The organism is Bordetella trematum (assembly GCF_900078335.1).
GTDB classification, from domain to species: Bacteria; Pseudomonadota; Gammaproteobacteria; order Burkholderiales; family Burkholderiaceae_B; genus Bordetella; species Bordetella trematum.
In genome coordinates, this window is record NZ_FKBR01000046.1 from 118395 (window position 1) to 144597 (window position 26203).

27 protein-coding genes and 1 tRNA gene are annotated in these 26203 nt (G+C 66.1%); 19 read left to right on the forward strand and 9 right to left on the reverse strand.

The window, feature by feature from the left end; genetic code table 11:
• Nucleotides 1–52 precede the first annotated feature (52 nt).
• Nucleotides 53–964, forward strand: coding sequence for a LysR substrate-binding domain-containing protein (locus A7V84_RS17570; protein WP_025513877.1), 912 nt, complete (start codon nt 53–55; stop codon nt 962–964).
• Between the two features lie 15 nt (nt 965–979).
• Here the strand turns inward: A7V84_RS17570 and A7V84_RS17575 are convergent, their stop codons facing one another.
• On the reverse strand, nt 980–1987 hold the full coding sequence (locus A7V84_RS17575; protein WP_063491742.1) for a tripartite tricarboxylate transporter substrate binding protein: 1008 nt from the start codon (nt 1985–1987) through the stop codon (nt 980–982).
• A gap of 20 nt (nt 1988–2007) precedes the next feature.
• A complete protein-coding gene (locus A7V84_RS17580; RefSeq protein ID WP_025513897.1) occupies nt 2008–3204 on the reverse strand; it encodes a M20 aminoacylase family protein in 1197 nt (398 codons plus the stop codon).
• Between the two features lie 105 nt (nt 3205–3309).
• Here A7V84_RS17580 and A7V84_RS17585 point away from each other — a divergent pair, with 105 nt between their 5' ends.
• Complete coding sequence (locus A7V84_RS17585) at nt 3310–4218, forward strand: LysR family transcriptional regulator (protein WP_063491741.1); 909 nt, start codon at nt 3310–3312, stop codon at nt 4216–4218.
• Nucleotides 4219–4231: 13 nt separating this feature from the next.
• Here A7V84_RS17585 and A7V84_RS17590 read toward each other — a convergent pair whose 3' ends face one another.
• The gene (locus A7V84_RS17590; RefSeq protein WP_025513901.1) at nt 4232–4930 is read right to left on the reverse strand and encodes a GntR family transcriptional regulator; all 699 of its coding nucleotides are present in this window, start codon (nt 4928–4930) and stop codon (nt 4232–4234) included.
• 174 nt (nt 4931–5104) lie between these two features.
• Between A7V84_RS17590 and gabT the strand changes: the two genes are divergently transcribed.
• The 10 genes from gabT (at nt 5105) to A7V84_RS17640 (ending at nt 15391) form a co-directional block, all read left to right on the forward strand.
• Entirely contained in the window at nt 5105–6433 is a 1329-nt protein-coding gene (gene gabT / locus A7V84_RS17595; protein ID WP_231940168.1) for a 4-aminobutyrate--2-oxoglutarate transaminase, read from the forward strand.
• Entirely contained in the window at nt 6430–7410 is a 981-nt protein-coding gene (locus A7V84_RS17600) for an aminopeptidase (protein ID WP_025513905.1), read from the forward strand. Before gabT ends, A7V84_RS17600 begins: the two co-directional genes overlap by 4 nt.
• Nucleotides 7407–8180, forward strand: a complete 774-nt coding sequence (locus A7V84_RS17605) for an enoyl-CoA hydratase/isomerase family protein (protein WP_025513907.1) — start codon at nt 7407–7409, stop codon at nt 8178–8180. The genes A7V84_RS17600 and A7V84_RS17605 overlap by 4 nt, the downstream gene beginning before the upstream one ends.
• 11 nt (nt 8181–8191) lie before the next feature.
• Nucleotides 8192–9397 carry a CaiB/BaiF CoA transferase family protein gene (locus A7V84_RS17610; protein ID WP_063491739.1) on the forward strand — a complete coding sequence of 402 codons (1206 nt, stop codon included), beginning with the start codon at nt 8192–8194 and terminating at the stop codon, nt 9395–9397.
• A 137-nt stretch (nt 9398–9534) separates the two neighbouring features.
• Nucleotides 9535–10770 carry an ABC transporter substrate-binding protein gene (locus A7V84_RS17615; RefSeq protein WP_412778670.1) on the forward strand — a complete coding sequence of 412 codons (1236 nt, stop codon included), beginning with the start codon at nt 9535–9537 and terminating at the stop codon, nt 10768–10770.
• Nucleotides 10771–10783: 13 nt separating this feature from the next.
• Nucleotides 10784–11662 carry a branched-chain amino acid ABC transporter permease gene (locus tag A7V84_RS17620; protein ID WP_025513914.1) on the forward strand — a complete coding sequence of 293 codons (879 nt, stop codon included), beginning with the start codon at nt 10784–10786 and terminating at the stop codon, nt 11660–11662.
• Nucleotides 11663–11668: 6 nt separating this feature from the next.
• Nucleotides 11669–12562 (forward strand): branched-chain amino acid ABC transporter permease, encoded by an 894-nt coding sequence (locus tag A7V84_RS17625; RefSeq protein WP_063491738.1) that lies wholly within the window; start codon nt 11669–11671, stop codon nt 12560–12562.
• Entirely contained in the window at nt 12559–13320 is a 762-nt protein-coding gene (locus A7V84_RS17630; RefSeq protein ID WP_063491737.1) for an ABC transporter ATP-binding protein, read from the forward strand. Before A7V84_RS17625 ends, A7V84_RS17630 begins: the two co-directional genes overlap by 4 nt.
• Complete coding sequence (locus tag A7V84_RS17635; RefSeq protein WP_025513920.1) at nt 13317–14063, forward strand: ABC transporter ATP-binding protein; 747 nt, start codon at nt 13317–13319, stop codon at nt 14061–14063. The genes A7V84_RS17630 and A7V84_RS17635 overlap by 4 nt, the downstream gene beginning before the upstream one ends.
• The gene (locus A7V84_RS17640; RefSeq protein ID WP_063491736.1) at nt 14060–15391 is read left to right on the forward strand and encodes an amidase; all 1332 of its coding nucleotides are present in this window, start codon (nt 14060–14062) and stop codon (nt 15389–15391) included. Before A7V84_RS17635 ends, A7V84_RS17640 begins: the two co-directional genes overlap by 4 nt.
• Before the next feature lie 136 nt (nt 15392–15527).
• Here the strand turns inward: A7V84_RS17640 and A7V84_RS17645 are convergent.
• Both A7V84_RS17645 and ispB read right to left on the reverse strand, forming a co-directional pair.
• A tRNA-Pro gene (locus tag A7V84_RS17645) sits at nt 15528–15604 on the reverse strand.
• Nucleotides 15605–15672: 68 nt separating this feature from the next.
• A complete protein-coding gene (gene ispB, locus A7V84_RS17650) occupies nt 15673–16638 on the reverse strand; it encodes an octaprenyl diphosphate synthase (RefSeq protein ID WP_025513924.1) in 966 nt (321 codons plus the stop codon).
• A 434-nt stretch (nt 16639–17072) separates the two neighbouring features.
• Between ispB and rplU the strand changes: the two genes are divergently transcribed.
• The 4 genes from rplU to proB all read left to right on the forward strand — a co-directional run bounded on the left by rplU (nt 17073) and on the right by proB (nt 20168).
• Entirely contained in the window at nt 17073–17384 is a 312-nt protein-coding gene (gene rplU / locus A7V84_RS17655; protein WP_025513926.1) for a 50S ribosomal protein L21, read from the forward strand.
• 30 nt (nt 17385–17414) lie between these two features.
• Nucleotides 17415–17675, forward strand: a complete 261-nt coding sequence (gene rpmA / locus A7V84_RS17660; protein WP_025513928.1) for a 50S ribosomal protein L27 — start codon at nt 17415–17417, stop codon at nt 17673–17675.
• A gap of 149 nt (nt 17676–17824) precedes the next feature.
• On the forward strand, nt 17825–18949 hold the full coding sequence (obgE, locus tag A7V84_RS17665; protein WP_025513930.1) for a GTPase ObgE: 1125 nt from the start codon (nt 17825–17827) through the stop codon (nt 18947–18949).
• A 79-nt stretch (nt 18950–19028) separates the two neighbouring features.
• Nucleotides 19029–20168: a glutamate 5-kinase gene (gene proB / locus A7V84_RS17670; protein ID WP_025513932.1), complete on the forward strand. Its 1140-nt coding sequence runs from the start codon at nt 19029–19031 to the stop codon at nt 20166–20168.
• A gap of 4 nt (nt 20169–20172) precedes the next feature.
• On the opposite strand, the gene A7V84_RS17675 is transcribed toward proB, so the two are convergent.
• Nucleotides 20173–20946, reverse strand: coding sequence for a response regulator transcription factor (locus tag A7V84_RS17675; RefSeq protein ID WP_025513934.1), 774 nt, complete (start codon nt 20944–20946; stop codon nt 20173–20175).
• A gap of 88 nt (nt 20947–21034) precedes the next feature.
• Here A7V84_RS17675 and A7V84_RS17680 point away from each other — a divergent pair, with 88 nt between their 5' ends.
• Nucleotides 21035–21439 (forward strand): helix-turn-helix domain-containing protein, encoded by a 405-nt coding sequence (locus A7V84_RS17680; protein WP_082832952.1) that lies wholly within the window; start codon nt 21035–21037, stop codon nt 21437–21439.
• A 107-nt stretch (nt 21440–21546) separates the two neighbouring features.
• Nucleotides 21547–21921 carry a helix-turn-helix domain-containing protein gene (locus tag A7V84_RS17685; protein WP_025513938.1) on the forward strand — a complete coding sequence of 125 codons (375 nt, stop codon included), beginning with the start codon at nt 21547–21549 and terminating at the stop codon, nt 21919–21921.
• A gap of 61 nt (nt 21922–21982) precedes the next feature.
• Here the strand turns inward: A7V84_RS17685 and A7V84_RS17690 are convergent, their stop codons facing one another.
• Nucleotides 21983–22525, reverse strand: a complete 543-nt coding sequence (locus A7V84_RS17690) for a SecDF P1 head subdomain-containing protein (protein WP_025513940.1) — start codon at nt 22523–22525, stop codon at nt 21983–21985.
• 291 nt (nt 22526–22816) lie between these two features.
• Between A7V84_RS17690 and thiC the strand changes: the two genes are divergently transcribed.
• Complete coding sequence (gene thiC / locus A7V84_RS17695) at nt 22817–24730, forward strand: phosphomethylpyrimidine synthase ThiC (RefSeq protein WP_025513943.1); 1914 nt, start codon at nt 22817–22819, stop codon at nt 24728–24730.
• A 50-nt stretch (nt 24731–24780) separates the two neighbouring features.
• Here thiC and A7V84_RS17700 read toward each other — a convergent pair whose 3' ends face one another.
• Both A7V84_RS17700 and A7V84_RS17705 read right to left on the reverse strand, forming a co-directional pair.
• Nucleotides 24781–25179 carry a hypothetical protein gene (locus tag A7V84_RS17700; protein ID WP_063491735.1) on the reverse strand — a complete coding sequence of 133 codons (399 nt, stop codon included), beginning with the start codon at nt 25177–25179 and terminating at the stop codon, nt 24781–24783.
• A 76-nt stretch (nt 25180–25255) separates the two neighbouring features.
• A complete protein-coding gene (locus tag A7V84_RS17705) occupies nt 25256–26149 on the reverse strand; it encodes a LysR substrate-binding domain-containing protein (RefSeq protein WP_025513948.1) in 894 nt (297 codons plus the stop codon).
• Nucleotides 26150–26203: the final 54 nt, after the last annotated feature.

The following is a 26203-nucleotide window of genomic DNA, read 5'->3' on the forward strand; positions in this document are numbered from 1 at the left end:
ACTATGATTTCAACAATCAGAATGACTCAAACTAGAAGCTGGTGTTATAGCTATGGACATGCGCGATATCCAGATCTTCCGCGCCGTGATGCGTGCGGGCACCACCAGCAAGGCTGCCGTGGTGCTGGATATCTCCCAGCCGGCAGTCAGCCAGGCCATCCGGCGCCTGGAGACCCAATCCGGCCTGCGCCTCTTTGACCGCGTGCGCAACCGCCTGCTGCCCACCCAGGAGGCCGACGCGCTGCTGGTCGAGGTCGATCGCTGCTTTGCCGGCTTCGAGCAGATCGAACACCGCATCCGCAGCCTGAAATCCTTCGGCGTGGGCCGCATGGCCATCGGCTCGCTGCCCGCGCTGGGCGTGGGCTTCATGCCGCGCGCGATCGCCGCCTTCAACCCGACCGAGCGACGGGTGCAGATGTCTTTCCAGATCCTGAGTTCGCGCGAAGTCATGCAGCAGGTGGTGGCCGGCCAGCTTGACCTGGGCCTGATGGCCGACGAGATCGCCGTCATGGGGCTGGAACACTCGCTGTTCCTGGAGGTGCCCGGCGTCATCGCCATGACGGCCACGCATCCGCTGGCACACCGCAAGGTGCTGGCCATCGAAGAACTGGTCGAACAGCACTTCATCGCCCTGAACCCCGAAGACGCCAGCCGGCGCCGCCTGGAAACCGCGCTCGGCGAGCGCGGCCTGACCCTGCGCGCGGGCTTCGAGACGCCCTATGCCTTCTCTGTCTGCGAACTGGTGCTGCGCGGCATGGGCATCGGCCTCATCCACCCCATGACGGCCGTGGACTACCTGGCGCGCGGCCTGGTCATCAAGCGGCTGGACATCGACATCGCCTTCCGCTCGCTGCTCGTCTTCCGCCCCGACCGCTCGCTGTCGCAGAACGCACGCGAACTGCTGCGCCTGATGCGCATGCAGGCCGACCAGGACTTGCGGCTGATCGAAGGCGCGCTGGGCTGAGGCCCTGCGCGCGCCTTAACCCAGCGGACTGCGCCCCACGCCCTTGATCAGGGCATTGACCCGCTGCGCATAGCCGTCGAAATACTGCTGCACCACCGCCGGATCGCTGACGGGCTGCACCACGGTGCGGCCCTCGGCTTCCAGGCGTTCGCGGATCTGCGGCTTGGCCAGCGCCTCGCCGATCGCCTCGCGCAGCACCGCCACACGCTCGGGCGGCGAGCCGCGACGCACGAAGTAGCCCCCGTTGATGCTGTACTGGAAGTCCGGCACGTGGCGCGACGCCGAGATCAGCGGCACGCCCTTCATGGCTGGCGGCAGCGCCGTGGAGAAGCTGGTGAGCAGCCGCAGCCGCCCCTGGTCGGCCAGGGACGAAAAGGCCGTCTGGTATGGCAGGATCGCGAAATCGACCTCGCCGCCGGCCACACCCTGCAGGGCGGGCGCCGCCCCCTTGTAGGGAACGTGCAGAAAGGAGGCGCCGATGCGCTTGCCCAGCGCTTCGCCCATGAGGTGATACATCGAATCGATGCCCACGGTGGCGTAGCTCATGGGCTGGCCCTTGCCTTGCTGCGCCAGCTCCAGAAAGCCGTCGAAGGTCTTGGTCGGCAGATCGCGTCGCACCAGCAGCACGATGTTGGAATCGGTCACCGGGGCCACCAGCGTGAAATCCCCGGGCCGGTAGCGCGCGGCCGGATTGAGCAGGGGCGTGAGAAACACCTCGTTGAGCGACCCGTGCATGAAGGTGTAGCCGTCGGCCGGCGCCGACAGGACTTTGTTGGCGCCGATGATGCCGGTCCCGCCGCCATGATTCTCGACCACCACCTGATGCTTCAGGCTCTTGCCGATCGACTCGGCGAAGATGCGGGCCGAATTGTCGCTCGCCCCGCCGGCGGGGTAGGGCACCACCAGCGCCAGGGGACGATCGGGATAGGGGCTCGCGGCCTGAACGGCACGCCAGCCCAGCCCGGGCGTGGCGGCCGCCGCAGCGGCGGCAAGCAGAACATGGCGACGGGAAAGCAGGCTCATGGTTGTCTCCGGTTTTTTTATCAAACGAGGTAGCTTTGTGCCAGGCTGACCCAGAAAGCCGCCCCGATGGGCAACGCCTTGTCATTGAAGTCGTAGAGCGGGTTGTGGACCATGCAGCCGCCGTCTTCGCCCACGCCGTTGCCCAGGCGCACATAACTTCCCGGGCAGCGCTCCAGCAGATAGGCGAAATCCTCGCTGCCCATCACGGGCGTGCGCGTCACGACGTTGTCCTCGCCCAGCAGCGCCACGGCCACCTCCCGGGCACGCTCGGTCTGCGCCGCATGGTTCACCAGCACGGGATACTTGCGCTCGTAGTGCACCTCGGCCTGCAGCTGGTAGCTGCCGGCCTGCGCCTGGACAAAGGCCTGCAAGCGGGCCTGCACCTGCTCGCGCACGGCCGGATCCAGCGTGCGCACCCCGACCTTGATGTGCGCGGTCTCTGGCACGATGTTGTAGGCCGCGCCGGCCTCGATGGCCCCCACGGTGATCACGGCCGCCTTGAGGGCATCGATCTCGCGGCTGACGATCGATTGCAGGCCGAGCACGATGCTGGCCGCGGCCTGCATCACGTCGATGCCATGATGCGGCATGGCCCCGTGGGCCGAACGGCCGCGCAGCGTAATCGTGGCCCGGTCGAAGGAGGCCATCGCCGGCCCGCTGATCACCCCCAGCTGGCCCACCGGCAGACCGGGCGTGTTGTGCAGGGCGTAAACCTCATCGCAGGGAAAAAGCTCGAACAGGCCTTCCTCCAGCATGCGCAGCGCGCCACCCTCGTTCTCTTCGGCAGGCTGAAAAATCAGGTTCAGCGTGCCCGAGAACGCAACGCTCTGCGCCAGGTAGCGGGCCGCGCACAACAGGATGGCCGTATGTCCGTCATGGCCACAGGCGTGCATCTTGCCGGGCACCGTGCTGGCGTATGGCAGGCCGGTCTTCTCCTGGATGGGCAGCGCATCCATGTCGGCGCGGATGCCCAGCGCCCGCGCGCCGCCGCCCTTGCGCAAGCGCCCTACCACGCCGGTGCCGGCCAGACCCCGATGCACCTCGTAGCCCCAGCCGGCCAGGCATCGGGCCACCAGCTCACTGCTGCGGACCTCCTCGAAAGCCAATTCAGGATGAGCGTGGATCTGCCGGCGGATGGCGACGAATTCGGGGGCCAGGGTTTCAAGGGCCGGCAACAAGCCGGCAGCGCAGCGGGGCAAGGAAGCGGAGGTATTCATGCGAGCCATTATGGGTAGCCTGTCTGCTGGCATCCATAGCACTTTTATCGGCAGATCGTTGTATAAACTGCAACGATCAGCTTCGTCTTCCAGGACGCGACACGGATGAAAGACCTGCTCGACCGCAAGCGGGCGCAATGCCTGATCCAGATACTCGAAACGGGCTCGGTGCGCGCAGCGGCCGACGCCCTGGAACTGGACCCCTCCGTGGTCAGCCGCAGCATCGCGCGGCTTGAGGCCGATCTCGGCCTGAGCCTGCTGGAGCGACGCGGGCGCGGCGTCGTGGTGACCGACGCCGGCCGCCTGCTGGCGCTGTTCGCACGTCGCCAGCAGGATCTGCACGCCACCTTCCTGGCCGAGGTCAACAGCCTCAAATCGGCCCAGGTCGGGCATGTCGAACTGGCCTTTGGCGAAGGCTTCGTCGACATCGTCTTCGAGCCCGTGCTGAAGGGCTTCCTGCTTGCGCACCCCGGCGTGACCTACAACCTGCGTGTGGCCGGCACCGAAGACACCGTGCGCTATCTGCTGGAAGACGTGGCCCACCTGGGCCTGGTGTTTCAGCCGCCCAACGACGAACGCCTGCATTCGCACTACTCGCGTCTGGCGCCGATCCGCGCGCATGTCCACAAGGCACACCCGCTCGCACGCCATCGTGGCGCCCTCAAGCTGGCCAATCTGCAGGCCCATGCCGGCGCGGCCATGGGCGGCGCCTTCGGCGTTCGCAAGCACGTGCAGGCCGCCGAACTGGATGAGCAGGTCAGCCTCAAGCCCATGCTGGAGACCAACTCGTTCAAGGTGCTATGGGAGTTTGCCACCCTGGGCCTGGGCTATATCCTGACGCCGCGTTCCGTGCCGCTCAAGGGTGAGCAGGCAACCCACCTGGTCACCCTGCCGCTGGCCAATCCGCTGCTGAACAACAGCCGCATCCACCTGCTCACGCGCCGCGGCCGCCCGCTGGCGCCCGTCGTGCTTGCCCTGCAGCAGCACTTCATAGACACCCTGCCGGCCATCTGAGGCCGGCCCCGGCCTACAGATAGTCCTTGTAGCGTCGAATGTATTCGCGCGCGCTCTGGTTGAGCTCGCGCACGCAGCGCTCGGCCTCATCCTGGTCATTGCGCATCATGGCATCGAGCAGGCCGCGATACTGCTTGATGCCCATTTCGGCACGGCCCGGCAAGAGCGCCACACGCCGCATCGTGACCTGGGTACGCTCATAGATGCGCTCGATCAGATCGCTCAGGACAGGATTGCCGGCCAGTTCGTTCACGCGGTTGCGAAAACGCGCGATGGTGTCGACATGCGCCTCGATATCGCCTTCGCGCAGGCTTTCCTCGAACTGCGCGCCAAGCAGCGCCTTGAGCTCGGCGTAATCCTCGGGCCCGGCGTTTTCCATCGCCAGTCGCACCGACAGGCCGTCCAGGGCTTCACGCACCTGGTAGAGCCGATAGGTGGTTTCCATATCGACCGGCACCACCACCGCGCCCTTGTTGGGCACACGCGCAATCAGACCCCGATCCTCAAGCGTGGCCAGCACCTCGCGCGCCTTGGCGCGCGGGATGTCGTAGCTCTGCGCGAGCTCTTCCTCGGGCAGGCGCGAGCCCGGCAGCAAAGCCTGCGAAGCAATGCGGGTACGCACATCAAGCACCACCGCCTGGGTCGAGGCCATGGGCTTGCGTTCTTTGGCCGGGGCCGGTTGCGGCTTGGTTTTCTTGGGGGAGGCAGCCATGTGGATGGGCAGGTCTAGGGGTCGACAAAGGGACGATTGATGATATCAGCAAATCGCGTCCACGATTGTACACAATCATGGATATTATTTTGGACTCCATGGTTGACACAATCAATTTCGAAGGCGCAAGATACGCCGCATTGCATCGCCCTGACTTTTTCCAAGGAGAGTGCCTTGCCTTCCACCATGCCCGCCTCCCTGCCGGGATCTCTGTGCCAGCAGTATCAACAGCAACGCGACCAGTTCGTCGCCCGGGGCGTCGCCAACGGCCCTCCCATCTTTGCCCGCCGGGCCAGGGGGGCCGAGGTCGAGGATCTGGATGGCAACGCCTTTCTCGACTTCGCCGGCGGCATCGGGACCCTGAACGTCGGCCATGCGCATCCCGATGTGGTCGAGGCCGTCAAGCAGCAGGCTGACGCCTTTCTGCACACCTGCTTCAACATCGTGATGTACCCGGGCTACATCGACCTCGCCCGCGCGCTGGTGCAGCGCGTGCCGGGCGACTGGCCCAAGAAAGTCATGCTGCAGAGCACCGGCTCGGAGGCCGTTGAGAACGCAGTCAAGATCGCGCGCCGGGCCACCGGCCGCCAGGCCATCGTGGCTTTCGAAGGCGCCTTCCATGGCCGCACCAACATGGCCCTGGCCCTGACCGCCAAGGCTCCCGCCTACAAGACCGGCTTCGGCCCGCTGGCCAGCGAGGTCTATCGCGCCCCCTTCCCGGTGGTCTACCGCAGCGGCGCCGACGAGAACACCGTCGTAAGTCAGGCCTATGCGCGCTTCGTCCGCATGGTCGAAACCGAGATCGGCGCCAATCAGGTGGCTGCCGTCATCATCGAACCTCTGCAGGGCGAAGGCGGCTTTCACCCCGTGCCGGCCCCCTTCATGCGTCAGCTGCGCGAGTTCTGCACCCGTCATGGCATCGTCCTGATCGCCGACGAAATCCAGTCGGGCTTCTGCCGCACCGGGCGCTGGTTCGCCACCGAGCACAGCGGCGTGGCCGCCGACCTCTACACCCTGGCCAAATCGATGGGCGGCGGCATGCCCATTGCCGCCGTGGTCGGACGCGCCGACCTGATGGATGCCCCCGAAGTGGGCGGCCTGGGCGGCACCTACGCCGGCAACCCGCTGGCCTGCGCGGCGGCGTTGGCGGCCATCGGCGTCATGGAGCGCGATGACTACGTGGGCCGCGCCCAGGCCCTGGGCCAGCGGCTGGCCGAACGCTTCGAGGCCTGGCAGCGCGACATCCCCATCGTGGGTGATGCGCGCGGTCTGGGCGCCATGCGCGCCGTGGAGATCGTGACCGACCCCGACACCCTGCAACCCGATGGCGCGGCCACCGCGCGCATCGTGCAACGCGCCTACGAAAACGGCCTGATCCTGGTCAAGGCCGGTTTCCACGGCAACGTGCTGCGCTTCCTGGGCCCCTTGAACATGAGCGCCGAACAACTGGAGCGCGGCCTGGACATCCTTGAGCGTGCCATCCTCGCCGAGGTGCGCGCATGAACACCCTGCTCAAGCTGGAAAATGCCCGCAAGGTCGTCGGCCTGTTGGGCAACACCCGCCCCGGCATGAACGTGCTGGTTCTGTACGACTACTACACCGGGCACAATGTGCAGCCGCTGGCCATCGCCATCGACGAATGCGGGGCCATCCCGCATCTGCTGCAGGTGCCCGGCAGCCGCCAGCACGGCCGCCCCTTCTCGGACATCGTGGCCGAAGCCATGTGCAGCGCCGATCTGGTCATCGCACTGACGCGCGCCAACGCCGCTCACACCGAGGCCCGCCAGAAGGCCACGCGCGCCGGCGTCGGCGTGATCGTGCTGCCCGAATCCAACCTGCCCGACTTCTTCCTGGCCAACGGCTGGAACGCCGACTTCCAGGCCCTGCGCCCCCAGGTGCAAGGCCTGGCCGATGCGCTCACGCGCGCCGACACGGCCCGCGTCACCAGCGCCGCCGGCACCGACATCACCATGAGCATTGCCGGACGCCGTGGCCGCGCGCTGCATGGCTTTGCCAATACCGAAGACATCTCGGCCGGCTACTGCCTCGAATCCAGCCTGGCGCCGGTAGAAGGCACCGCCGAAGGCGTGATCGTGGTCAACGCGAGCATTCCGGGCGTCTCGCTCATCCGCGACGAGCCGGTGCGCATCATCTATGAACGCGGCATGGCCGTCTCGATCGAGGGCGGCGCCGAGGCGCGCAAATTCCGCGAGCTGATGGCCAGCTTCGACGATCCGCTGGTCTACAACCTCGGCGAACTGGGCGTGGGCATGAACCCCTGCTGCCAGCTCGACGGCACCATGCTCTCCGACGAAAGCGTCTACGGGGCCATCCAGCTTGCGCTGGGCACCAGCGCCTACATCGGCGGCACCGTCAAGGCCGCCGCCCACTACGACACCATCGTCACCGACGCACAGCTGTGGCTGGACGGCCACCGGGTGCTCGACGGCACCACGCTCAACCTGGAGGCCATGCCATGACCATCCGCCTGGAGCGCGACGAGCGCGGCATCGTCACGGTTCTCATGGATCGCCCTGACAAGCGCAATGCGTTCACGCTGGAGATGTACCGCGAGTTCGGCGACATCTTCGATCGGCTCAACGCCGACGACAGCGTGCGCTGCATCGTGATGCGCGGCGCCGGCGGCGCGTTCTGCGCCGGCAGCGACATCGGCGGCTTCGACGAAAACCGCAACGGCGCCGGACAGGCGCGCGAGTATGCCGAGTTCACGCTCGCCATGACCGACCGCCTCAAACTCACGCCCCACCCCACCGTGGCCTGCATAGAAGGCGCCTGCGTCGGCGGCGGCCTGGAGATCGCCGCCATGTGCGATGTCCGCATCGCCGGGCGCAGCGCGCGCTTCGGCGTGCCCATCAACCGCATCGGCCTGACGCTGGACTACCGCGAACTGGCCGACCTGCTGGAGCTGCTGGGTGCCACGCGCACGCTGGAGATCCTGCTCGAGGGCCATGTCTTCGGCGCCGACGAGGCGCTCGGCAAGGGCCTGATCACACGCGTGGTGGATGACGACGTCGTCGCCATCCAGGCCTACGAAACCGCGCGCCGCATCGCCACCGGCGCGCCCCTGGTCAACCGCTGGCACAAACAGTTCGTGCGCCGGCTCCAGGCCGGCGGCGCGCTGACCGAACCCGAGCTGGCACAGGCCTACGCCTGTTTCGAAACCGAGGATTACCGCAACGGCCAACGCGCCTTCCTGAAAAAGGAACGGCCGGTGTTCGCCGGGCGCTAAACGGAGGGGATATGAAGCAAAGCACTACCGCGATGCCGTTGCAGGGCATCAAGATCCTGGACCTGTCCCAGATCATGGCCGGTCCCTACTGCACCATGGTGCTGGCCGACCTTGGCGCCGAGGTCATCAAGGTGGAAAAACCCGGCGCCGGCGACGACTCGCGCGAAATGGGGCCCTATGTCAACGGCGAGTCCAGCTGCTTTGCCCAGATCAACCGCAACAAGCTGGGCATCTCCCTGAATCTCAAGCGACCGGAACTGCGCGACACCGTGCTGGAAATGGTGCGCTGGGCCGACGTGCTGATCGAGAACTATCGCGTCGGCGTCACCCACTCGCTGGGCCTGGACTACGAGACCCTGAGCACCATCAACCCGCGCCTGGTGTACTGCTCGATCTCGGGCTATGGGCAGACCGGCCCCTACGCGGGCAAGGGCGGATTCGACCTGGTGGCGCAAGGCATGAGCGGCATCATGAGCATGACCGGCGAACCCGAGGGTCGTCCGCTCAAGTCGGGCATTGCCATCTACGACGTGGGCGCCGGCCTGACTGCTGCCTACTCCATCCTGGCTGCCTGCCTGCACCAGCAGCGCACTGGCGAGGGCCAGCACATCGACATCTCGCTGGCCGAGTGCGGGCTGCCCTGGTTCATCTGGGAAGCCGCCGCCTATTTCGCCGAAGGCACGATCCCCCAGGCCACCGGCAGCCGCCACCGCGTCTCCGCCCCCTACCAGGCTTTCAACACCGGCGATGGCTACATCATCATCGGCGCGGCCAATCAGCGCACCTGGGAAAAACTCTGCGCCGACGTGCTCAAGCGCCCCGAACTGATCACCGACCCCCGCTTTCTCACCAACAGCGACCGGCTGGCGAACATCGCCGAACTGGAGCCGCTGCTGGAAGCCGAGTTCGCCCAGGCCGACGCCGCCACCTGGATCGCCCGTTGCGAGCAGGCCCAGGTGCCCTGCGGGCCGATCAACGACTTCGGCCAGGCCATGCAGGATCCGCACTACGCCGCGCGCGGCATGATCCAGGAGCTCGATCACCCCAGGCTGGGTCGCATGAAGACCGTGGGCATCCCCTCCAAGTTCTCCCGCACTCCGGGCCAGCTGCGCCGCCCAGCCCCATTGCACGGCGAGCACACCGATGAAGTCCTCGCCCGCTTCGGCGTCTCGCCGGAGCAGATCGCGCAATGGCGCGAACAGGGCGTGGTGCAGTAGCAGACCGTCTTTCTCCACCTACCGGTTGCGCCTATGCTGCCGGCACAACAAAAAATGAAGTCCAAGGGGCCGGACAGACAGCCGGCATATTCGAAGTTGATCATCACGCCAAAGGCGTAGAAGGAACGAATATGAAACTGCAGCAACCCATGAGCAGCTCCCGCCGCCGCTTCGTTTCCACCGGCCTGGTGCTGGCCGGAGCGAGCATGGCGCCCTGGAGCCTGCGCGCCGCCACGCCGGGAGAACCCTTCCGGCTGGGCGCCCTGAACTCGATTACCGGCGTTGGCGGCCCCTACGGCGGCGCCATGCTGGAAGCCATCCGCATCGCCGTCGACGAAGTCAACGCCGCCGGCGGCGCGGCCGGTCGCAAAATCCAGCTGCACGCCGAAGACGACCAGACCAAGCCGGATGCGGCCGTGCTGGCCGCCAAGAAACTGATCGAGGTGCATCAGGTCCAGGCCGTGGTCGGCATCTGGCCCTCGTCGGTGGGCCTGGCGGTGATTCCGATCACCAACAACGCCGGGCTCATCATGATGAACACCTGCGGCGCGCCCGAGATGCTGACCGAAAACCGCAAGGGGCTGGCCTGGATGCTGCAAGCCTCCAACGCGGTGTTCGGCCGGGCCTTCGCCCAGGTGGCCCGCGAGCGCGGCTTCAAGCGCCCCGCCATCATGGCCTTCAACAACTCCACGTTCGTCGGGCTGGCCAACTACTTCAAGGAAACCTGGGAGCAGGACGGCGGCAAGGTCAGCAGCATGGTGATCTACGAACCCAACCAGACCACCTACCGCACCGAGGTCAACCGCGTGCTGGCCACCCAGCCAGACGTCATCGCACTGGGCTCCTATCGTCCCGATGCCACCATCCTGCTGCGCGAGTGGTACCAGAGCGGCCAGGACTGTAAATTCATCATGCCCGGCTGGACGGCCAACGAGGCCCTCGTCAAGGCGCTGGGCAAGGAAGTCACCGAAGGCATCATCTCGATCTCCAACGTGGCGGCCAGCGAGAACGACGCCTACAAAAGCTTCGCCGAGCGTTTCCGCGCCAAGCTCAAGCACGAGCCCGACATCTTCGCGGCCCAGAGCTACGACATGGTCATCGCCCTGGCGCTGGCCATCGAAGCCGCCGGCGCGACGGCAGACACGGCCGCCATCAACGCGCGGATCAAGGCGGTCACCCAGCACGGCGGCGAGAAGGCCTCCTCCTTCGCCCAGGGCCGCGACCTGCTGCGTGCCGGCAAGGCCGTTGACTATGACGGCGCCTCCTCCAACCTGGAGTTTGGCGAACACGGCGAGACGGTGCCCGACTTCGGCGTCTCGGAGATCCAAAACGGCAAGCTGGTGCTCAAAGAGACCGTGCCGGGTACACGCTGAAGGCGGGACAAAGATGGAACTCATCGCGATCATCAACGCGGTCATCAACGGCATCGTGCTCGGCACCCTGCTGTCGCTGCCCATCCTCGCCATCACCATGGTGTTCGGCATCTCGCGTTTCCCCAACGCCGCCACCGGCGACTACATGACCCTGGGCGCCTACACCGCAGTCGCCACCCAGACCTGGATCAGCGGCTCGCTGGTCCTGGCCGTCCTGAGCGCCGGCCTGGTGACGGCCCTGGTGTCCGTGTTCTTCTACCTGTGGGTCTTCCGCGCCCTGGCCCAACGCTCCAACGTCGCGCGCCTGATCGCGTCGCTGGGCGTGGCCTTCGTGGTCCGCACCACCATCACGTTCTTCGCCGGCCAGGACCAGTACAACCTTGAAATGCCCCGCCTGATGCGCGCCTGGAACTTCCACGGCATCCGCATCCTGCCCATGGATGTCTACATCCTGCTCACGGCCATCGGGGCGCTGGCCATCGCCTTTGTGATCCTGCACGCCACGCCCCTGGGCCGGCGCATGCGGGCGGTGGCCGACAACCCGGACCTGGCCGCGGCCAGCGGCATCCGCGCCCGTCGCGTGATGCTCTACCTGTGGGTGCTGAGCGGCTTTTTCTGCGGCCTGGGCGGCGTGCTGCTGGCCATCAAGGCGGTCGTCATGCCCGAGCTGGGCTTCGAGCTGCTGATGCCCATGTTCGCGGCGGTCGTGCTGGGCGGCGTCGGCAACCCCATCGGCGCGGTGGTGGGCTCGCTGATCTTCGGCATCTCACAGGAGGTCGCCACGCTCTACGTCGGCCCCTCCTACAAGATCGTCATGGCTTTCCTGGTGTTGCTGGTGCTGCTGCTGTTCCGCCCCCAGGGACTCTTTGGCCGACCCATGCTGGCGAGGTAAGGAAATATGGAAGCCTATCTGATTGCAATCGCCATCGGCGTTCTGATCTACATGCTGATGGCCGTGGGCCTGTCCTTGCACTACGGCTTCACCGGCCTGGTCAACTTCGGGCATGTCGGGTTCTTCGCCATCGGCGCCTACACGTCGGCCCTGCTGTCCATCCAGGGCCTGCCCATCCCCCTGGCCATGCTGAGCGCCACCCTGATCACCGCGCTGGCGGCCTGGCCGCTGGGCATGGTGGCCTTGCGGCTGGGCAGCGACTACCTGGCCATCATCACGCTCGGCTTCTCGGAGTCGGTGCGCATGATGCTGCAAAGCGAGGAATGGCTCACCCGGGGCATGCACGGCCTGCCCGGCATCCCGCGCATGTTCGAGGGGTGGCTGCCGGCCGGCCAGATCGACCTGGCCATCATGTTCACGCTGCTGCTGGTCAATGGCATCGTCTTCTGGATCGTCACGCGGGTGGTCAAAAGCCCCTTCGGGCGCGTCATCGAGGCCGTGCGCGACAACGAGGTGGCGGTTCGCGCCCTGGGCAAGGACCCGGCGCGCTTCAAAACCCGCTCGCTCATGCTGGGCGCGGGGCTGGCCGGGCTGGCGGGCGCGTTTCTCGCGCACTACCTCACCTTCCTGAGCCCCGAGCAGTTCGTGCCGTTGATCACCTTCTACATCTGGATCGCGATCTTCGTGGGCGGCGCCAACCGCCTGCCGGGCGTGGCGCTGGGCACCGTCATCATGGTGGGATTTCTCGAGGGCTCGCGCTTCGTGCGTGATTTCGTCGACGGGATCTCCGAGGTGCAGATGGCAAGCGTGCGCATCTGGGTCATCGGCATGGCGCTGATCCTCATCGTGCTGTATCGCCCTCAGGGGATATTGGGAACCAAGGCGAGGAAGTCCACATGAGCCTTTTGACAGTCAAAAACATCAGCGCAGGCTTCGGCGGCATGCTGGCCCTGGATGACGTCAGCGTCGAGCTGCGCCAGGGCGAGCTGCTGGGCCTGATCGGCACCAACGGCGCCGGCAAGAGCACGCTGTTCTCCGTCATCACCGGCTACGTGCCCATGCGGGCCGGATCCGTGCACTTCGACGGGCGCGACATCTCGCACATGGCAGTGCACACCCGGGTGCGCCAGGGCCTGGCGCGCACCTTCCAGGTCCCGCGCGAATTCTCGCAACTGTCGGTAATGGCCAACATGATGGCCGCGGCCCCCGATGCGCGCGGCGAGAAACTGCTGTCGGTGTTCTTCGCCCCCGGCCAGGTGCGCCAGGAGGAGGCCCGCGTGGCCGAACGCGCCCACGAGCTGCTGCAGTTCCTGAACCTCTCCCGGGTGGCCGACACGCCTGCCGGCAAGTTGTCGGGAGGCCAGAAGAAGCTGCTCGAGCTGGGCCGCCTGCTCATGCTGGAGCCGCGCTGCATCATGCTCGACGAGCCCTTTGCCGGGGTCAATCCGGTGCTCATCGGCGAGCTCTCCGAGCGCATCGTCGAACTCAACCAGCGCGGCATGAGCGTGCTCATCATCGAACACAACCTCGAAGAACTGGCACGCATCGTGCCGCGCATGTATGTCATGGATCGCGGCAAGGTCATCGCCGAGGGCAAACCGCGCGACGTCCTGGCCAAGGAAGCCGTGCGCGAAGCCTACATGGGAGGAGTGATATGAACGCCACCGCTGCTTGCACCCCCTTGCTGACCATCGAGAAGATGGCGGGCGGCTATGGCGATGTCGATATCGTCAGTGGCATCGACCTGTACGTCGCGCCGCGCGAAATCGTCACCATCGCGGGCACCAACGGCGCCGGCAAGTCCACGCTGATCAAGGCGGTGATGGGCCTGCTGCCCCGCCTGTCCGGCGTGCTGGCCTTCGACGGCCGCGATCTGCGGCGGCTGGCCGTGGAAGACCGCGTGCGCATCGGCATCTCGTATGTGCCGCAGGTCCAGAACGTCTTTGGCGAGCTGACCGTGCTGGAAAACCTGCAGGTCGTCGAGCACGTGAGCGATGCGCGCCGGCGCATGGACGAGATGTTCGATCTGTTTCCCGCGCTGGCGCGGCGGCGGCGCACCCAGGCTGCCAACCTGTCCGGCGGCGAACGCCAGCAACTGGCCTTCGCCCGCGCCCTCATGCCCTCGCCGCGCATGATCCTGCTCGACGAACCCTCCGCGGCGCTGTCTCCCGCCCTGACCACCCAGGTATTCGAAGAGGTGCAACGCCTGCCCACCCTGGACATCGCCGTGCTCATGGTGGAGCAGCGCGCCCGCCAGGCGCTGGCCTTCAGCGACCGGGGCTACATCCTCGACTCCGGGCGCATCGTGCTGACCGACACCGGACCCAACCTGCTGGCCAACGAAGAAATGGCGGAGCTCTACATCGGGCAACACCCGCACACGCAAGGAGATCACGCATGACCGCAAGCAAGACGACGCGACGGCCTGCACCGTCCGAGCGCGCCCACCTGACCCTGGCTGAAGGCCTGCGCGCCCTGGACCAAGGCACCCTCAGCGCCGAAGCCTGGACCCAGGCCTGCCTCGAACGCATCGCCCAGCGCAATGAACAGGTAAAGGCCTGGGTCCATGTCGCCGGCGATGCCGCGCTGGCCCAGGCCCGCGACATCGATCGCCGGGGACGGCGGGGCCGCTACGAGGGCGCCCCCATCGGCATCAAGGACACCATCGACACCGCCGACATGCCCACCGAACTGGGCGAGCCCGAAATCTTCCCACGCCGCCAGCCTGCCGCCGATGCGCCCGTGGTCACTCGGGCGCGACAACAGGGCTTCGTGCTGCTGGGCAAGAACACGGTGTCGCGCCACGCCATCATGCTGCCGGGACCCTGCCGCAATCCGCACGACCTCAGCCGCAGTCCGGCCGCCTCCTCGGCGGGCTCGGGCGCGGCGGTGGCCGACTTCATGACGCCGCTGTCGATCGGCACCCAGACGGCAGGCTCCATCCTGCGGCCGGCCTCGTTCTGCGGCGCGGTCGGCTTCAAGCCCACGCTCGATGCGATTCCCTATGTCGGCATACGCAGCTACTCGCGTCCGCTGGACGTCATCGGCCCCCTGTGCCGCTCGGTCGAAGATGCCCAGCTCTTCATGCACGCCTTTGCCGGCGACCCGCGCTTTCTGCCCTCCGCCCAGGAGCCAGGGTCGCTGCGGCTGGGCATCTGGCGCCCGCGCGACTGGCCGGCAGCCGAACCGGCGGCGCAGGCCGTCTTCGAAGACAGCCTGCAGCGCCTGACGCAGGCCGGCATATCCCTGCAGCTGCTCTCGATGCCCCAGGGCTACGAAAACATCGGCGACATCCAGGACGTCATCATGGCCTATGACCTGGCGCGCGAATACGCCGCCATCCGCCGCGACCATGCCGCCCTGTGCGATCCGGAACTGCTGGCCTATCTGGATCTGGGCGCAACCTACAGCGACGCCGACTACGCTGCCGCGCTCGATGCCGCCGATGCCTGCCGCCGGCAATTCCACGACATCGCCCGCGACATCGACGCCATCATCATGCCAGCCACCCTGGGCGTGGCCACCCCGGCTTCCAGCACCGGCAGCTCGGTTTTCATCCGCGCCTGGTCGCTGCTGCACAATCCCTCGATCTCGCTGCCCGTAGGCCGCAGCCCCGAAGGCCTGCCCCTGGCCGTGCAACTGGTCGGCTTCCAGAAAGAAGATGCCCGCCTGCTGCGCCACGCCCGCCAAGTCGAGGCCGTGCTGGGCAACATGGCCGGCATGACCTGACGCTACCCGGGCCGCCAGCGGCCCGGACGCCGCCTCCAGACGCAAAAAAGCCGAAACTACGTTGGCAGTTTCGGCTTTGCTTTGAAGCTTTTTGCTGTTGATGTCGGGCACATCAACAAAAATTCGACCAAATTAATGGTCGGGGCGAGAGGATTCGAACCTCCGACTCCTGCGTCCCGAACGCAGTACTCTACCAGGCTGAGCTACGCCCCGGTTTTCCGCTGCGCCAACCGGTTAAAGTTGCCGCGCCGTGGGTCACACAGCGACTCATCAAGTCCGTTTTATCGGTCTCGCTGAACCGCGAAAGAACAAAATTCTAGCAGAGATTTTTGGAAAGTGGAAGCGGGATAGCAACTCAAGGCATCGAAAGCCTTTTTCGCCTCGGCTTCGGCCGCGCGGCGCGTGTGGCCCAGCGCATCGGTTTCGCGGATCGCGGCCTCGACGGCCGTGAAATCCGCATCGCCGGTTTCGATGGCCTTGCGGATCAGTTCGCGCTGCTCGGGCGTACCCATTTCCATGACACGAATGAGCGGCAGCGTGGGCTTGCCTTCACGCAGGTCATCGCCCACATTCTTGCCCAGCGCGGCGGCATCGCCGCTGTAATCGAGCACGTCATCGATCAGCTGGAAAGCCGTGCCGACGTGGCGGCCGTAGGCGGCGGCGGCCTCTTCCTGCTCGGGCGTGGCGCCTGCCAGCACCGCGCCGACCTGCGCGGCCGCCTCGAACAGCTTGGCCGTCTTGTAGCGCACCACCTGCAGGTAGCGTTCTTCGGAGACATCCGGGTCATGCACGTTGAGCAGCTGCAACACCTCGCCTTCGGCGATCACGGTGGTGGCCTCGGAAAGAATCTGCATGATGCGCATCGAGCCGGCCTCGACCATCATCTCGAAGGAGCGCGAATACAGATAGTCGCCCACCAGCACGCTGGCGGCATTGCCGAACACGGCATTGGCGGTATCGCGGCCGCGGCGCAGATCCGACTCGTCCACCACGTCGTCATGCAGCAGCGTGGCGGTATGAATGAATTCGACCACGGCGGCCAACAGCTGGTGGTCGGTGCCCTGGTAGCCCAGCGCGCGCGCCACCATCAGCACCATGGCCGGGCGCATGCGCTTGCCGCCCGCGCCGATGATGTAGTCGCCAATGGTGCGGATCAACACCACCTCCGAGTTCAGCCGCTCGCGGATAACCGCATCGACGGCTTTCATGTCTTCAGCAATGGGGGCAATGAGCGCGGGGAGAGTCAAGACGTATCCGAGTTGTAAAACGAGCCGCGCGGCGGCTCTTACCGCTGGGCCACTGTCTGTCGGCAGTGGATTCCCGGAGGATTATACGGGTTGTGGGCAAGCCCTCAGCCGCCATCGCGGCCAGCGCCGGACCGCCGCTCGCTAAGCGCTTGCTGCGGCAGGGGTTTTTGACTTTTCCCCGGCACCGGATTAGAATGCTTGATTCGGTTATTCCGCTTTGCCGCACCAAGCCCGCCTGATTTTGGACAAGGCCATTGGGCAACCCCCTCTGGCAACCCATGATCGCGGCAGGATGGCACGGCAGTGAACAACCGACATTGCGCGGCGCTTTGCGCGGCCAACGGATCCGGCAACTGCCCCTGTGGCAGCAGCCTGCAGGTAGTGGTCCGGCGGCTCCACCCGCCGCATTCATTTCTCATCAAGGAAATTCCCCCATGTACGCGGTCGTAAAAACCGGCGGCAAGCAGTATCGCGTTGCCGCTGGCGAAAAACTCAAGGTAGAACAGATACCTGCTGACATTGGGCAAGAAATCACCCTGGACCAAGTGTTGTCCGTGGGCGAAGGTGACCAGCTGAAAGTTGGTACGCCTATCGTCGCCGGCGCTGTGGTCAAGGCGACGGTTCTTGCGCATGGCCGGCACGATAAGGTCAAGATCTTCAAGATGCGCCGTCGCAAGCACTATCAGAAGCGTCAGGGCCACCGTCAGAACTACACCGAGATCCGCATCGAAGCCATCACGGCTTAATGCATCCGGTTTTTTAGCAGGAGCTAAAACATGGCACAGAAAAAGGGCGGCGGCTCAACTCGCAACGGCCGCGACTCAGAATCGAAGCGCCTTGGCGTCAAGGTGTACGGCGGCCAGGCCATCCTGGCTGGCTCGATCATCGTGCGCCAGCGCGGTACGCGTTTCCACCCGGGCGTGAACGTGGGCGTGGGCAAGGACCACACCCTGTTTGCCCTGGCTGACGGCAAGGTCAAGTTCGGCACCAAGGGTGCCCTGAACAAGGCAACCGTCTGGGTCGAAGCCGCCAACTGATTGGCAGCATCACCCTCGCGAAAGGCCCTGTCCTCCCGGCAGGGCCTTTTGTTTTCAGGCAGAATATTCCTAATCCGCAAGGGATAACGCCCCAGGCGCCATCCGGTCGCCCGTGCAGGCCCTATCCACTCATCACCCAGACAGGCACCATGAAATTCGTTGACGAAGCCACCATTGAAGTGATCGCCGGCAAAGGCGGCAATGGCGTGGCGAGCTTTCGCCGCGAGAAATTCATACCCAAGGGCGGCCCGGACGGCGGCGATGGCGGCCGCGGCGGCAGCATCTATGCCGTTGCCGACCGCAACATCAATACCCTGATCGATTTCCGCTACGCGCGGCTGCACCGCGCCAAGAACGGCGAAAACGGCCGCGGCTCCGACCAGTACGGCGCCGCCGCCCCCGACATCACGCTGCGCGTGCCGGTTGGCACCGTCGTGCATGACGCCGACACGGATGAGGTGCTGTTCGACCTCGACCGCCATGGCGAGCAGGTCACGCTGGCCCAGGGCGGCCAGGGCGGCCTGGGCAACCTGCACTTCAAGTCCAGCGTCAACCGCGCGCCGCGCCAGTGGACGCCGGGCAAGGAAGGCGAGCAACGCCGCCTGCGCCTCGAACTCAAGGTGCTGGCCGATGTCGGCCTGCTGGGCCTGCCCAATGCCGGCAAGTCCACTCTGATCAGCCGCATCTCGAATGCGCGCCCCAAGATCGCCGATTATCCCTTCACCACGCTGCACCCCAACCTGGGCGTGGTCCGTACCTCCCCGTCGCGCAGCTTCGTGGTCGCCGACATCCCCGGCCTCATCGAAGGCGCCTCGGAAGGCGCGGGCCTGGGCCATCTGTTCCTGCGTCACCTGGCGCGCACCCGCGTGCTGCTGCATCTGGTCGATGTCGCCAGCCCGGACCCCGATGCCGACCCGGTCGAGGCCGCCGTCGAAGGGGCGCGCGCCATCGTCGAAGAACTGCGCCGCTACGATCCCGAGCTGGCTGCCAAGCCGCGCTGGCTCGTGCTCAACAAGCTGGACATGGTGCCCGACCCCGAAGACGTCAAGCAGCGCTTCTGCGCCGAGTTCGGCTGGACCGGCCCGGTCTTCTGCATCTCCAGCCTCAATGGCGACGGCACCCAGGATCTGATCTGGGCGTTGCAGGACTACCTCGACGCCGAAAAGCAGAAAGAACAGGTCGAGCAGGACAAGGCCGATGGCAGCTACGTCCACGAGGATCCGCGTTTTGACACCACGCGCGGCGATGCCACGCCGCCTGGCGGTGACGAATAAACCCTGACTCGTCCCCGCCCCGGGCCGCCGGGCCAATGCCTGCGGCCCTTTCCGAACCTGTTTCGTACCGGTCAGCACCATGACTGCCCCTGATACTCCCGTTTCGGCCGTTGCGTCGGCCAACCGACTGGTTGCCAAAGTCGGCTCCTCCCTGGTCACCAACGAAGGCCGAGGCCTGGACCGCAACGCGGTCGCCCACTGGGCCGACCAGATCGCCGCCCTGCGCAAGCAGGGCCGCCAGGTCGTGCTGGTCTCCAGCGGCGCCATTGCCGAAGGCATGGCTCGCCTGGGCTGGCGCAAACGCCCCTCCGTGATGCATGAGCTGCAGGCGGCCGCCGCCGTCGGCCAGATGGGCCTGTGCCAGGCTTATGAGGCCGCATTCGCCGAGCACGGCCTGCGCACGGCACAGATTCTGCTCACCCACGAAGACCTGGCCGACCGGCACCGCTACCTCAACGCCCGTTCGACGCTGTTTGCGCTCCTGCGGCTGGGCGTGGTGCCCATCGTCAACGAAAACGATACCGTCGTCACCGACGAGATCCGCCTGGGCGACAACGACACCCTGGGCGCCCTGGTCACCAACCTGATCGAGGCCGACACCTTGATCATCCTGACCGATCAGCGCGGGCTCTATGATTCCGATCCGCGCAAGAACCCGGATGCGCGGTTCGTCTCGCACGCCCAGGCCGGCGACCCTGCCCTGGAAGCCATGGCCGGCGGCGCCGGCAGCGGCATCGGTACCGGTGGCATGTTGACCAAGATCCTGGCGGCCAAGCGTGCCGCGCACAGCGGCGCGGACACCGTGATCGCCTCCGGACGCGAAGCCAATGTGCTGACCCGCCTGGCCCAGGGCGAATGCATCGGCACCGAACTGAAGGCCAGCATGGCTGTCTGGTCGGCGCGCAAGCAATGGATGGCCGATCATCTGCGCCTGCGCGGCAGCGTGGTGCTCGATGACGGCGCGATCCAGGCCCTGCTGCACGAGGGCAAGAGCCTGCTGCCGGTGGGCGTGACGGCTGTACAGGGCGATTTCGAGCGCGGCGACGTGGTGGCGTGTCTGGATGCCGCTGGCCGTGAATGCGCGCGCGGCCTGATCAACTATTCGTCTTCCGACACGCGGCGCATCATGCGCCACCCTTCCTCGCAGATTGCCAGCCTGCTGGGCAGCATGACCGACCCCGAGCTGATGCACCGCGACAACCTGGTGATCACCGAGTAGGCGTTCAAGGCGGATCGGTCAGTTCGGCCAGGAAGATATATCCCCAGTGCCGCACGGCGCGCAGTGGCAGGTCTACGCCGGCCTCGCGCGCCTTGCTGCGCAGCCGCGACACCATGACGTCCAGGCGGCGCGACTGCTCGCCGTTGTCGCTCTCGCTGCGTCGCAGGCAGCAACCGGGCGATGCAAACAGCCGCGACAGGAATTCGCCCTCGACCGGCGTGAGCGGCAGGCTGATGCCCTGCGGCCCCAGCAGAGAGCGGCGCGCCTCGTTCAGCGTCCAGCCGCGCGACAGGCCCAGGCTGCGCGATCGGCGCGAAGCCTCGACCACGGCCAGCAGCTCGGCCGCCAGCCACGGCCCGGCGGCATCCGGCAGGCTGAGACAAATATCGGCACCGGCCTTGAGCGCCGCGATGCGCAGGCCCGGCGCTACGGCGCCGAACTGCGCCACCACGCAGACGCCCTGCCCCCGCCCTTTGACCAGTCCGATAATGTGGGTAACAAATCCGGCATGGGCGGCTCCGCTTCGCACCAGCAGCACATCCGGCGCCACCTCCTCCAGCCGCTCGGCCCAGCTGCCATCTGGCTGCTCCGCATAGACGAGCCAGCCGCCGCGGCGCAAGGTCATGACAAGATGCTCCTGGTCGCCCGGCGACAATGCCGCATCCTCGCAGGTCATCAGCACCAGGACCGGCGGCCGCGGCGTTAGCCGGCGGTCTCTGGTGAGCGGCGCCTGGGGCGGCTGCCCGTCGTCATCGAAGCCTCGCAGAAATTGCACCATGCTGAACCTGCTCTTGTGGCGATATCCCAACCACAGAAGTGATTAAACTAAGCACCAAAGTAATTAAATCCCACGATCCAATCAGGCCGTGAAGACCTTTTCAGACCGATTGAGACAGGCTCGTGTATTGCGGGGTTACACCCAGCAGGATCTGGCGCGCGCCTGTGGCCTGTCCCAAAGCGCCATCGGCAGTTACGAAACCGGACAACGCCACAGCAGCCGCTCGGTACGGCGCCTCGCCCTGGCGCTGGAGGTCAATCTGGACTGGCTGGAGATGGGCCGCGGCCCGATGGAGTACGGCCCCATGCTGATGGAGCCCGCCCCAGTGCAGGCGCCGTCCGGCTGGCCCTTCAAGGGAATTCTGCCGCAACACCTCGCTGCGCTGTCGGCGCGCGACATGAGGCTGCTGGAGACCATGGTGCGCAGCTTCATCGAGACCTGCCGCAACGAGCCCGGCGCCGCCCAGCGCCCACGTCCGCGCCGCAGCCGCTGAACGCCACCGGCCGACGCCTGATGGCCCGGGCCCGGCCGCCCATGCCCGATCACCTATGTACTTAATTTAAGTACCAAGGTAAGCCCCGCCCAGGCTTCAATCAGCGGGTGAAGACCTTTTCAGACCGTTTGAGAGAGGCCCGTGTTTTGCGGGGTTACACCCAGCACGTGCTGGCGCGCGCAGCCGGCATTTCACAGAGCGCCATCGCCAGCTACGAGAGCGGCCGCTGCGGCAGCAGCCGTGCCATGCTCAGGCTGGCGCGCGTGCTGCATGTGCGGGTCGAGTGGCTGGCAAGCGGGCAGGGGCCGCGCGAACCGCAAGCCGCCGCCATGCTGCAGGAACCGGCCTCGCCCGCCCTGTCGGCAGCCCAATTGCCGGCACGCGACCGGGCCATCCTGGAGCACGTGCTGCGGGCCTATCTGCAGGCCTGCGCTGACTGGCCTGCCATGCCGCCCCCGCCCGAGGAGCCACCGCCGAACTGACGAGCGGGCATGAAAAACCCCGCCTCCAGGGCGGGGCCGGGATGGCAGGGCGAAACCCGCCTCAGTTGGCCGGCTGGCCGGCCGGCGCCGCAGCGGGCTCGCCACGGATCTGCGCCGCCAGCGAAGTGGCAGCCTGCACCGACGGCACGCCAAAAGCCAGCACGCCGCGATTGAGCGGCTCGGCGATCAGGGGAGCGACCACCAGTTCGTTATCGACCACCAGCGCCAGGCGCTTGCCGATATTGGCCGAGCTGGCTTCCGCCAGCTTGCGGGCGCCCGCCTCCGTAAAGCGCAGACCGACATAGTTCTGCCCCTGCGGATCGGCCATGGCCTGAGCTTCGGACAGGTCGGCACGGGTGAGCACCGGCATGCGCTGCATGTACAGCGTGCCATCGCTCACGCGCACGGCGGTCATGCCCGGGGTTTCCTCATTGGTCGCAATGTAGAACTCCACCGAAGGCTTGGTGGCCGCCGGCGTGCCGGCGGTCGCCGGCTCGGTCGACGTCTTTGCCGTGCCGTCCGCCCCCTTGGGTGCCGCGCATCCGGCCAACGCCAACACCGCGACCAGGGCGGCCGGCATGAGTTTTCGCATCGTCACTTGCATGGTGGTTTCCTTATGAAATTGGCATCAGCGCCGCGAGCCTGCCCCGGCGATCAGGAAAAGTTTACAGGGCCAGATCAAATTGACAACACCTGACTGATTCGAGATGTAAGTACGGAATACGGCCTATACTGCCCCCCACGCAGGGGTACTCGCGGCCGAAACGGTGCGCGTGTTGAGAGAGTCCCTTCGTACCAGTACGGATAATGCCGATGCTGGGAGCGTCCTTCCGCCAGTGCGCCTGGTGGAGGGAGATCCCGATTCGGCTCCAAATCGTTTCCTTGGAGCTTTCCCATGAATGCCAACCCGAAGTTCCTGGCCGCAACGGCCGAAGTGGATGCCGCCGCCGTCGCGCCGCTGCCCAAATCCCGCAAGATCTACCAGACTGGTTCCCGCCCCGACATCCGAGTGCCGTTTCGTGAAATCGAGCAGCACGACACCCCGACCATGTTCGGCGGCGAAAAAAACCCACCCCTGACCGTCTACGACACCAGCGGCCCCTACACCGATCCGCAAGCCCATATCGACATCCGTCGCGGCCTGCCCGAAGTGCGTCGCGCATGGATCGACGAGCGCGGCGATGTCGAGCTGCTGGACGGCCCCACCAGCGAGTACGGCCGGGGCCGCCTGGAAGATCCCAAGCTGACGGCCATGCGCTTTGACCTGCGTCGTCCGCCGCGCCGCGCCAAGGCCGGCGCCAACGTCACGCAGATGCACTACGCGCGCCGCGGCATCATCACGCCCGAGATGGAATACGTGGCGATCCGCGAAAACCTGCGCCGCGAACAGTACATCGAGTCGCTGCGCACCAGCGGCCCGGAAGGCGAGAAGCTGGCACGCCGCCTGCTGCGTCAGCACCCCGGCCAATCGTTCGGGGCCGCCATCCCCGAGAGCATCACGCCTGAGTTCGTGCGCGACGAGATCGCGCGCGGACGCGCCATCATCCCGGCCAACATCAACCACCCGGAAATCGAGCCGATGATCATCGGCCGCAACTTCCTGGTCAAGATCAATGCCAACATCGGCAACTCGGCGGTCAGCTCCGGCATCGGCGAAGAAGTCGAGAAAATGACCTGGGCCATCCGTTGGGGCGGCGATACCGTGATGGACCTGTCCACCGGCAAGCACATCCACGAAACCCGCGAGTGGATCATCCGCAACTCGCCGGTGCCCATCGGCACGGTGCCCATTTACCAGGCGCTGGAGAAGGTCGACGGCAAGGCCGAGGAACTGACCTGGGAAATCTTCCGCGACACCCTGATCGAGCAGGCCGAACAGGGCGTGGACTATTTCACCATCCATGCCGGCGTGCGCCTGCCCTTCATCCCCATGACGGCCGACCGCATGACCGGCATCGTCTCGCGCGGCGGCTCGATCATGGCCAAGTGGTGTTTGGCGCACCACAAGGAGAGCTTCCTCTACGAACGATTCGAGGAAATCTGTGAAATCATGAAGGCCTACGACGTCAGCTTCTCGCTGGGCGACGGCCTGCGTCCGGGCTCGGCCTATGACGCCAATGACGAAGCCCAGTTCGCCGAGCTCAAGACGCTGGGCGAGCTGACCCAGGTGGCCTGGAAGCATGACGTGCAGGTCATGATCGAAGGCCCGGGCCACGTGCCGATGCAGATGATCAAGGAAAACATGGATCTGCAGCTGGAGCACTGCCACGAAGCGCCCTTCTACACGCTGGGGCCGCTGACCACCGACATCGCTCCCGGTTACGACCACATCACCTCGGGCATCGGCGCCGCGCTCATCGGCTGGTACGGCACGGCGATGCTGTGCTACGTCACGCCCAAGGAACACCTGGGCCTGCCCAACAAGAAAGACGTCAAGGACGGCATCATCACCTACAAGATCGCCGCCCACGCCGCCGACCTGGCCAAGGGCCACCCGGGCGCCGCCGTGCGCGACAACGCGCTGTCCAAGGCGCGCTTCGAGTTCCGCTGGGATGATCAGTTCAACCTCGGCCTGGATCCGGACACCGCACGCGAGTTCCACGACGAGACCCTGCCCAAGGACTCGATGAAAGTGGCGCACTTCTGCTCGATGTGCGGCCCGCACTTCTGCAGCATGAAGATCACCCAGGACGTCCGCGACTATGCGGCCAGCCAGGGCCTGAACGAGCAGCAGGCGCTCAAGCAGGGCATGGCCGAGAAAGCGGTCGAGTTCGTCAAGAAGGGGGCCGAGGTCTACCACCGCAGCTAAGGCGCCAGCCCCTTGGCAAACGGCCCGCCCATGGCGGGCCGTTTTGCGTTTCAGGGGCGGTTTGCCTGCGCCTGGCGCTGCCCGGCCAGCCAGTGCAATCCGATGGCCAAGGCCAGCAGCGCCACCATCACCAGGCCCCAGAACACCCAGGCCGCCATAGCGATGACCGACGACAGTCCGCCCGCGATGGGCAGCAGGGTATTCAGCTGACGCGCCAGCTCCATCAGCGCCTGTTGCAACGGCGCCAGCCAGGCCGAATCGGCCCAGCCGGCGGCCCACTCCGGCACCGGCACGCCTGGCGGCAGGGCCGGCACCTGCGGCAGATCGGCAGGCAGGCGCGTCTGCGCAACCACGCCCAGGAGCCAATCGCTCAGACGCAACACCAGCATGATGGCGGCCGTCCACAGACCAGCCAGAATGACGAACGACAACCAGATGAGTTTCTTCATGCGCGCTCCGCGACAGTCAAACTGGAAGGATAGTGCGCCTCGGTCTCCCGAAAAATCAGAATCTCCCTGATAGAAGCTACGAAAAAACCGAAGCTTTGGCCTGATCCAGAATGCGTTGCACCAGGGGATGCTTCTGGCCGCGGCGGTTACAAATCGCATGAATTTCCTCGTGCACGCCATTGCCCCGCCCCAGCAGCCGCAGGCCATTGAGCAGCCGCACGTCCTCGCCGCCCATGCGGCTGAGCGGAAATACCCCCAAGCCCCGCGCGGCGAACACGGCCATCAAGGCACTGTCCTCGAATTCGCCCACGATCTGCGGCGTAATGCCCTGCTCCTCGAACCAGCGATCCAGCCTCTGACGCAATACCGAGTGGCCGGTGGGCAACAGCACAGGCAGGCGCGCCAGCGCCTGAGGAAAGGCCTGGACATCGGCGCGCCGGACCCAGCGCGCAGGCCCATACCAATCAACGGGCGCAGACACCAGCCGCTCGCTGCTCAAGCGCAGATTGGGATTGGGTGGCGCACTTTGCCCGGTTAGCACCAGATCCAGGTGATGCCGCGCCAGCTCGCCCAACAGCTCCTCGACCTCGCCATCATGGCAGGTCAGGCGCAGATCCGGCGTATCGAGCACCGGGCCCAGCAAGGCATGCACTGCCAGCTTGGAAATGCCATCCGACAACCCGATGGACAGACGCATGACCGGCCGGGTCGCGGCGCTGCGCACGGCCTCGCCCAGTTGCTCGCCGATCTGGAAGATCTCTTCGGCCCGAGCAAAGGCCGCCTGACCGGCATCGGTAAGCGCCACGCCCCGCCCCGCAGGCTTGAGCAACTGATGGCCCAGGCTGCGCTCCAGCTCACGCACCTGGGCGCTGATGGTCTGGATGGCCATGTCCAGGCGTTCGGCGGCGCGCGCGAAGCCGCCCTCCTTGGCCACGGCCCAGAAATAGTAGAGATGACGATAGTTGAGCATGCCGGTTCACTTCGGTTTTTTCGAACCTTAACTCAACTTCACACTGATTTGTCA

Coding starts and splice junctions, on each gene's coding strand:
- obgE (WP_025513930.1), top strand. CDS start 17,825: ATGAAATTCGTTGACGAAGCCACCATTGAAGTGATCGCCGGCAAAGGC.
- A7V84_RS17705 (WP_025513948.1), bottom strand. CDS start 26,149: ATGCTCAACTATCGTCATCTCTACTATTTCTGGGCCGTGGCCAAGGAG.
- rplU (WP_025513926.1), top strand. CDS start 17,073: ATGTACGCGGTCGTAAAAACCGGCGGCAAGCAGTATCGCGTTGCCGCT.
- A7V84_RS17640 (WP_063491736.1), top strand. CDS start 14,060: ATGACCGCAAGCAAGACGACGCGACGGCCTGCACCGTCCGAGCGCGCC.
- A7V84_RS17620 (WP_025513914.1), top strand. CDS start 10,784: ATGGAACTCATCGCGATCATCAACGCGGTCATCAACGGCATCGTGCTC.
- A7V84_RS17585 (WP_063491741.1), top strand. CDS start 3,310: ATGAAAGACCTGCTCGACCGCAAGCGGGCGCAATGCCTGATCCAGATA.
- A7V84_RS17635 (WP_025513920.1), top strand. CDS start 13,317: ATGAACGCCACCGCTGCTTGCACCCCCTTGCTGACCATCGAGAAGATG.
- A7V84_RS17575 (WP_063491742.1), bottom strand. CDS start 1,987: ATGAGCCTGCTTTCCCGTCGCCATGTTCTGCTTGCCGCCGCTGCGGCG.
- A7V84_RS17690 (WP_025513940.1), bottom strand. CDS start 22,525: ATGCAAGTGACGATGCGAAAACTCATGCCGGCCGCCCTGGTCGCGGTG.
- rpmA (WP_025513928.1), top strand. CDS start 17,415: ATGGCACAGAAAAAGGGCGGCGGCTCAACTCGCAACGGCCGCGACTCA.
- A7V84_RS17590 (WP_025513901.1), bottom strand. CDS start 4,930: ATGGCTGCCTCCCCCAAGAAAACCAAGCCGCAACCGGCCCCGGCCAAA.
- proB (WP_025513932.1), top strand. CDS start 19,029: ATGACTGCCCCTGATACTCCCGTTTCGGCCGTTGCGTCGGCCAACCGA.
- A7V84_RS17675 (WP_025513934.1), bottom strand. CDS start 20,946: ATGGTGCAATTTCTGCGAGGCTTCGATGACGACGGGCAGCCGCCCCAG.
- A7V84_RS17570 (WP_025513877.1), top strand. CDS start 53: ATGGACATGCGCGATATCCAGATCTTCCGCGCCGTGATGCGTGCGGGC.
- A7V84_RS17625 (WP_063491738.1), top strand. CDS start 11,669: ATGGAAGCCTATCTGATTGCAATCGCCATCGGCGTTCTGATCTACATG.
- A7V84_RS17700 (WP_063491735.1), bottom strand. CDS start 25,179: ATGAAGAAACTCATCTGGTTGTCGTTCGTCATTCTGGCTGGTCTGTGG.
- thiC (WP_025513943.1), top strand. CDS start 22,817: ATGAATGCCAACCCGAAGTTCCTGGCCGCAACGGCCGAAGTGGATGCC.
- A7V84_RS17630 (WP_063491737.1), top strand. CDS start 12,559: ATGAGCCTTTTGACAGTCAAAAACATCAGCGCAGGCTTCGGCGGCATG.
- A7V84_RS17610 (WP_063491739.1), top strand. CDS start 8,192: ATGAAGCAAAGCACTACCGCGATGCCGTTGCAGGGCATCAAGATCCTG.
- A7V84_RS17580 (WP_025513897.1), bottom strand. CDS start 3,204: ATGAATACCTCCGCTTCCTTGCCCCGCTGCGCTGCCGGCTTGTTGCCG.
- A7V84_RS17605 (WP_025513907.1), top strand. CDS start 7,407: ATGACCATCCGCCTGGAGCGCGACGAGCGCGGCATCGTCACGGTTCTC.
- A7V84_RS17600 (WP_025513905.1), top strand. CDS start 6,430: ATGAACACCCTGCTCAAGCTGGAAAATGCCCGCAAGGTCGTCGGCCTG.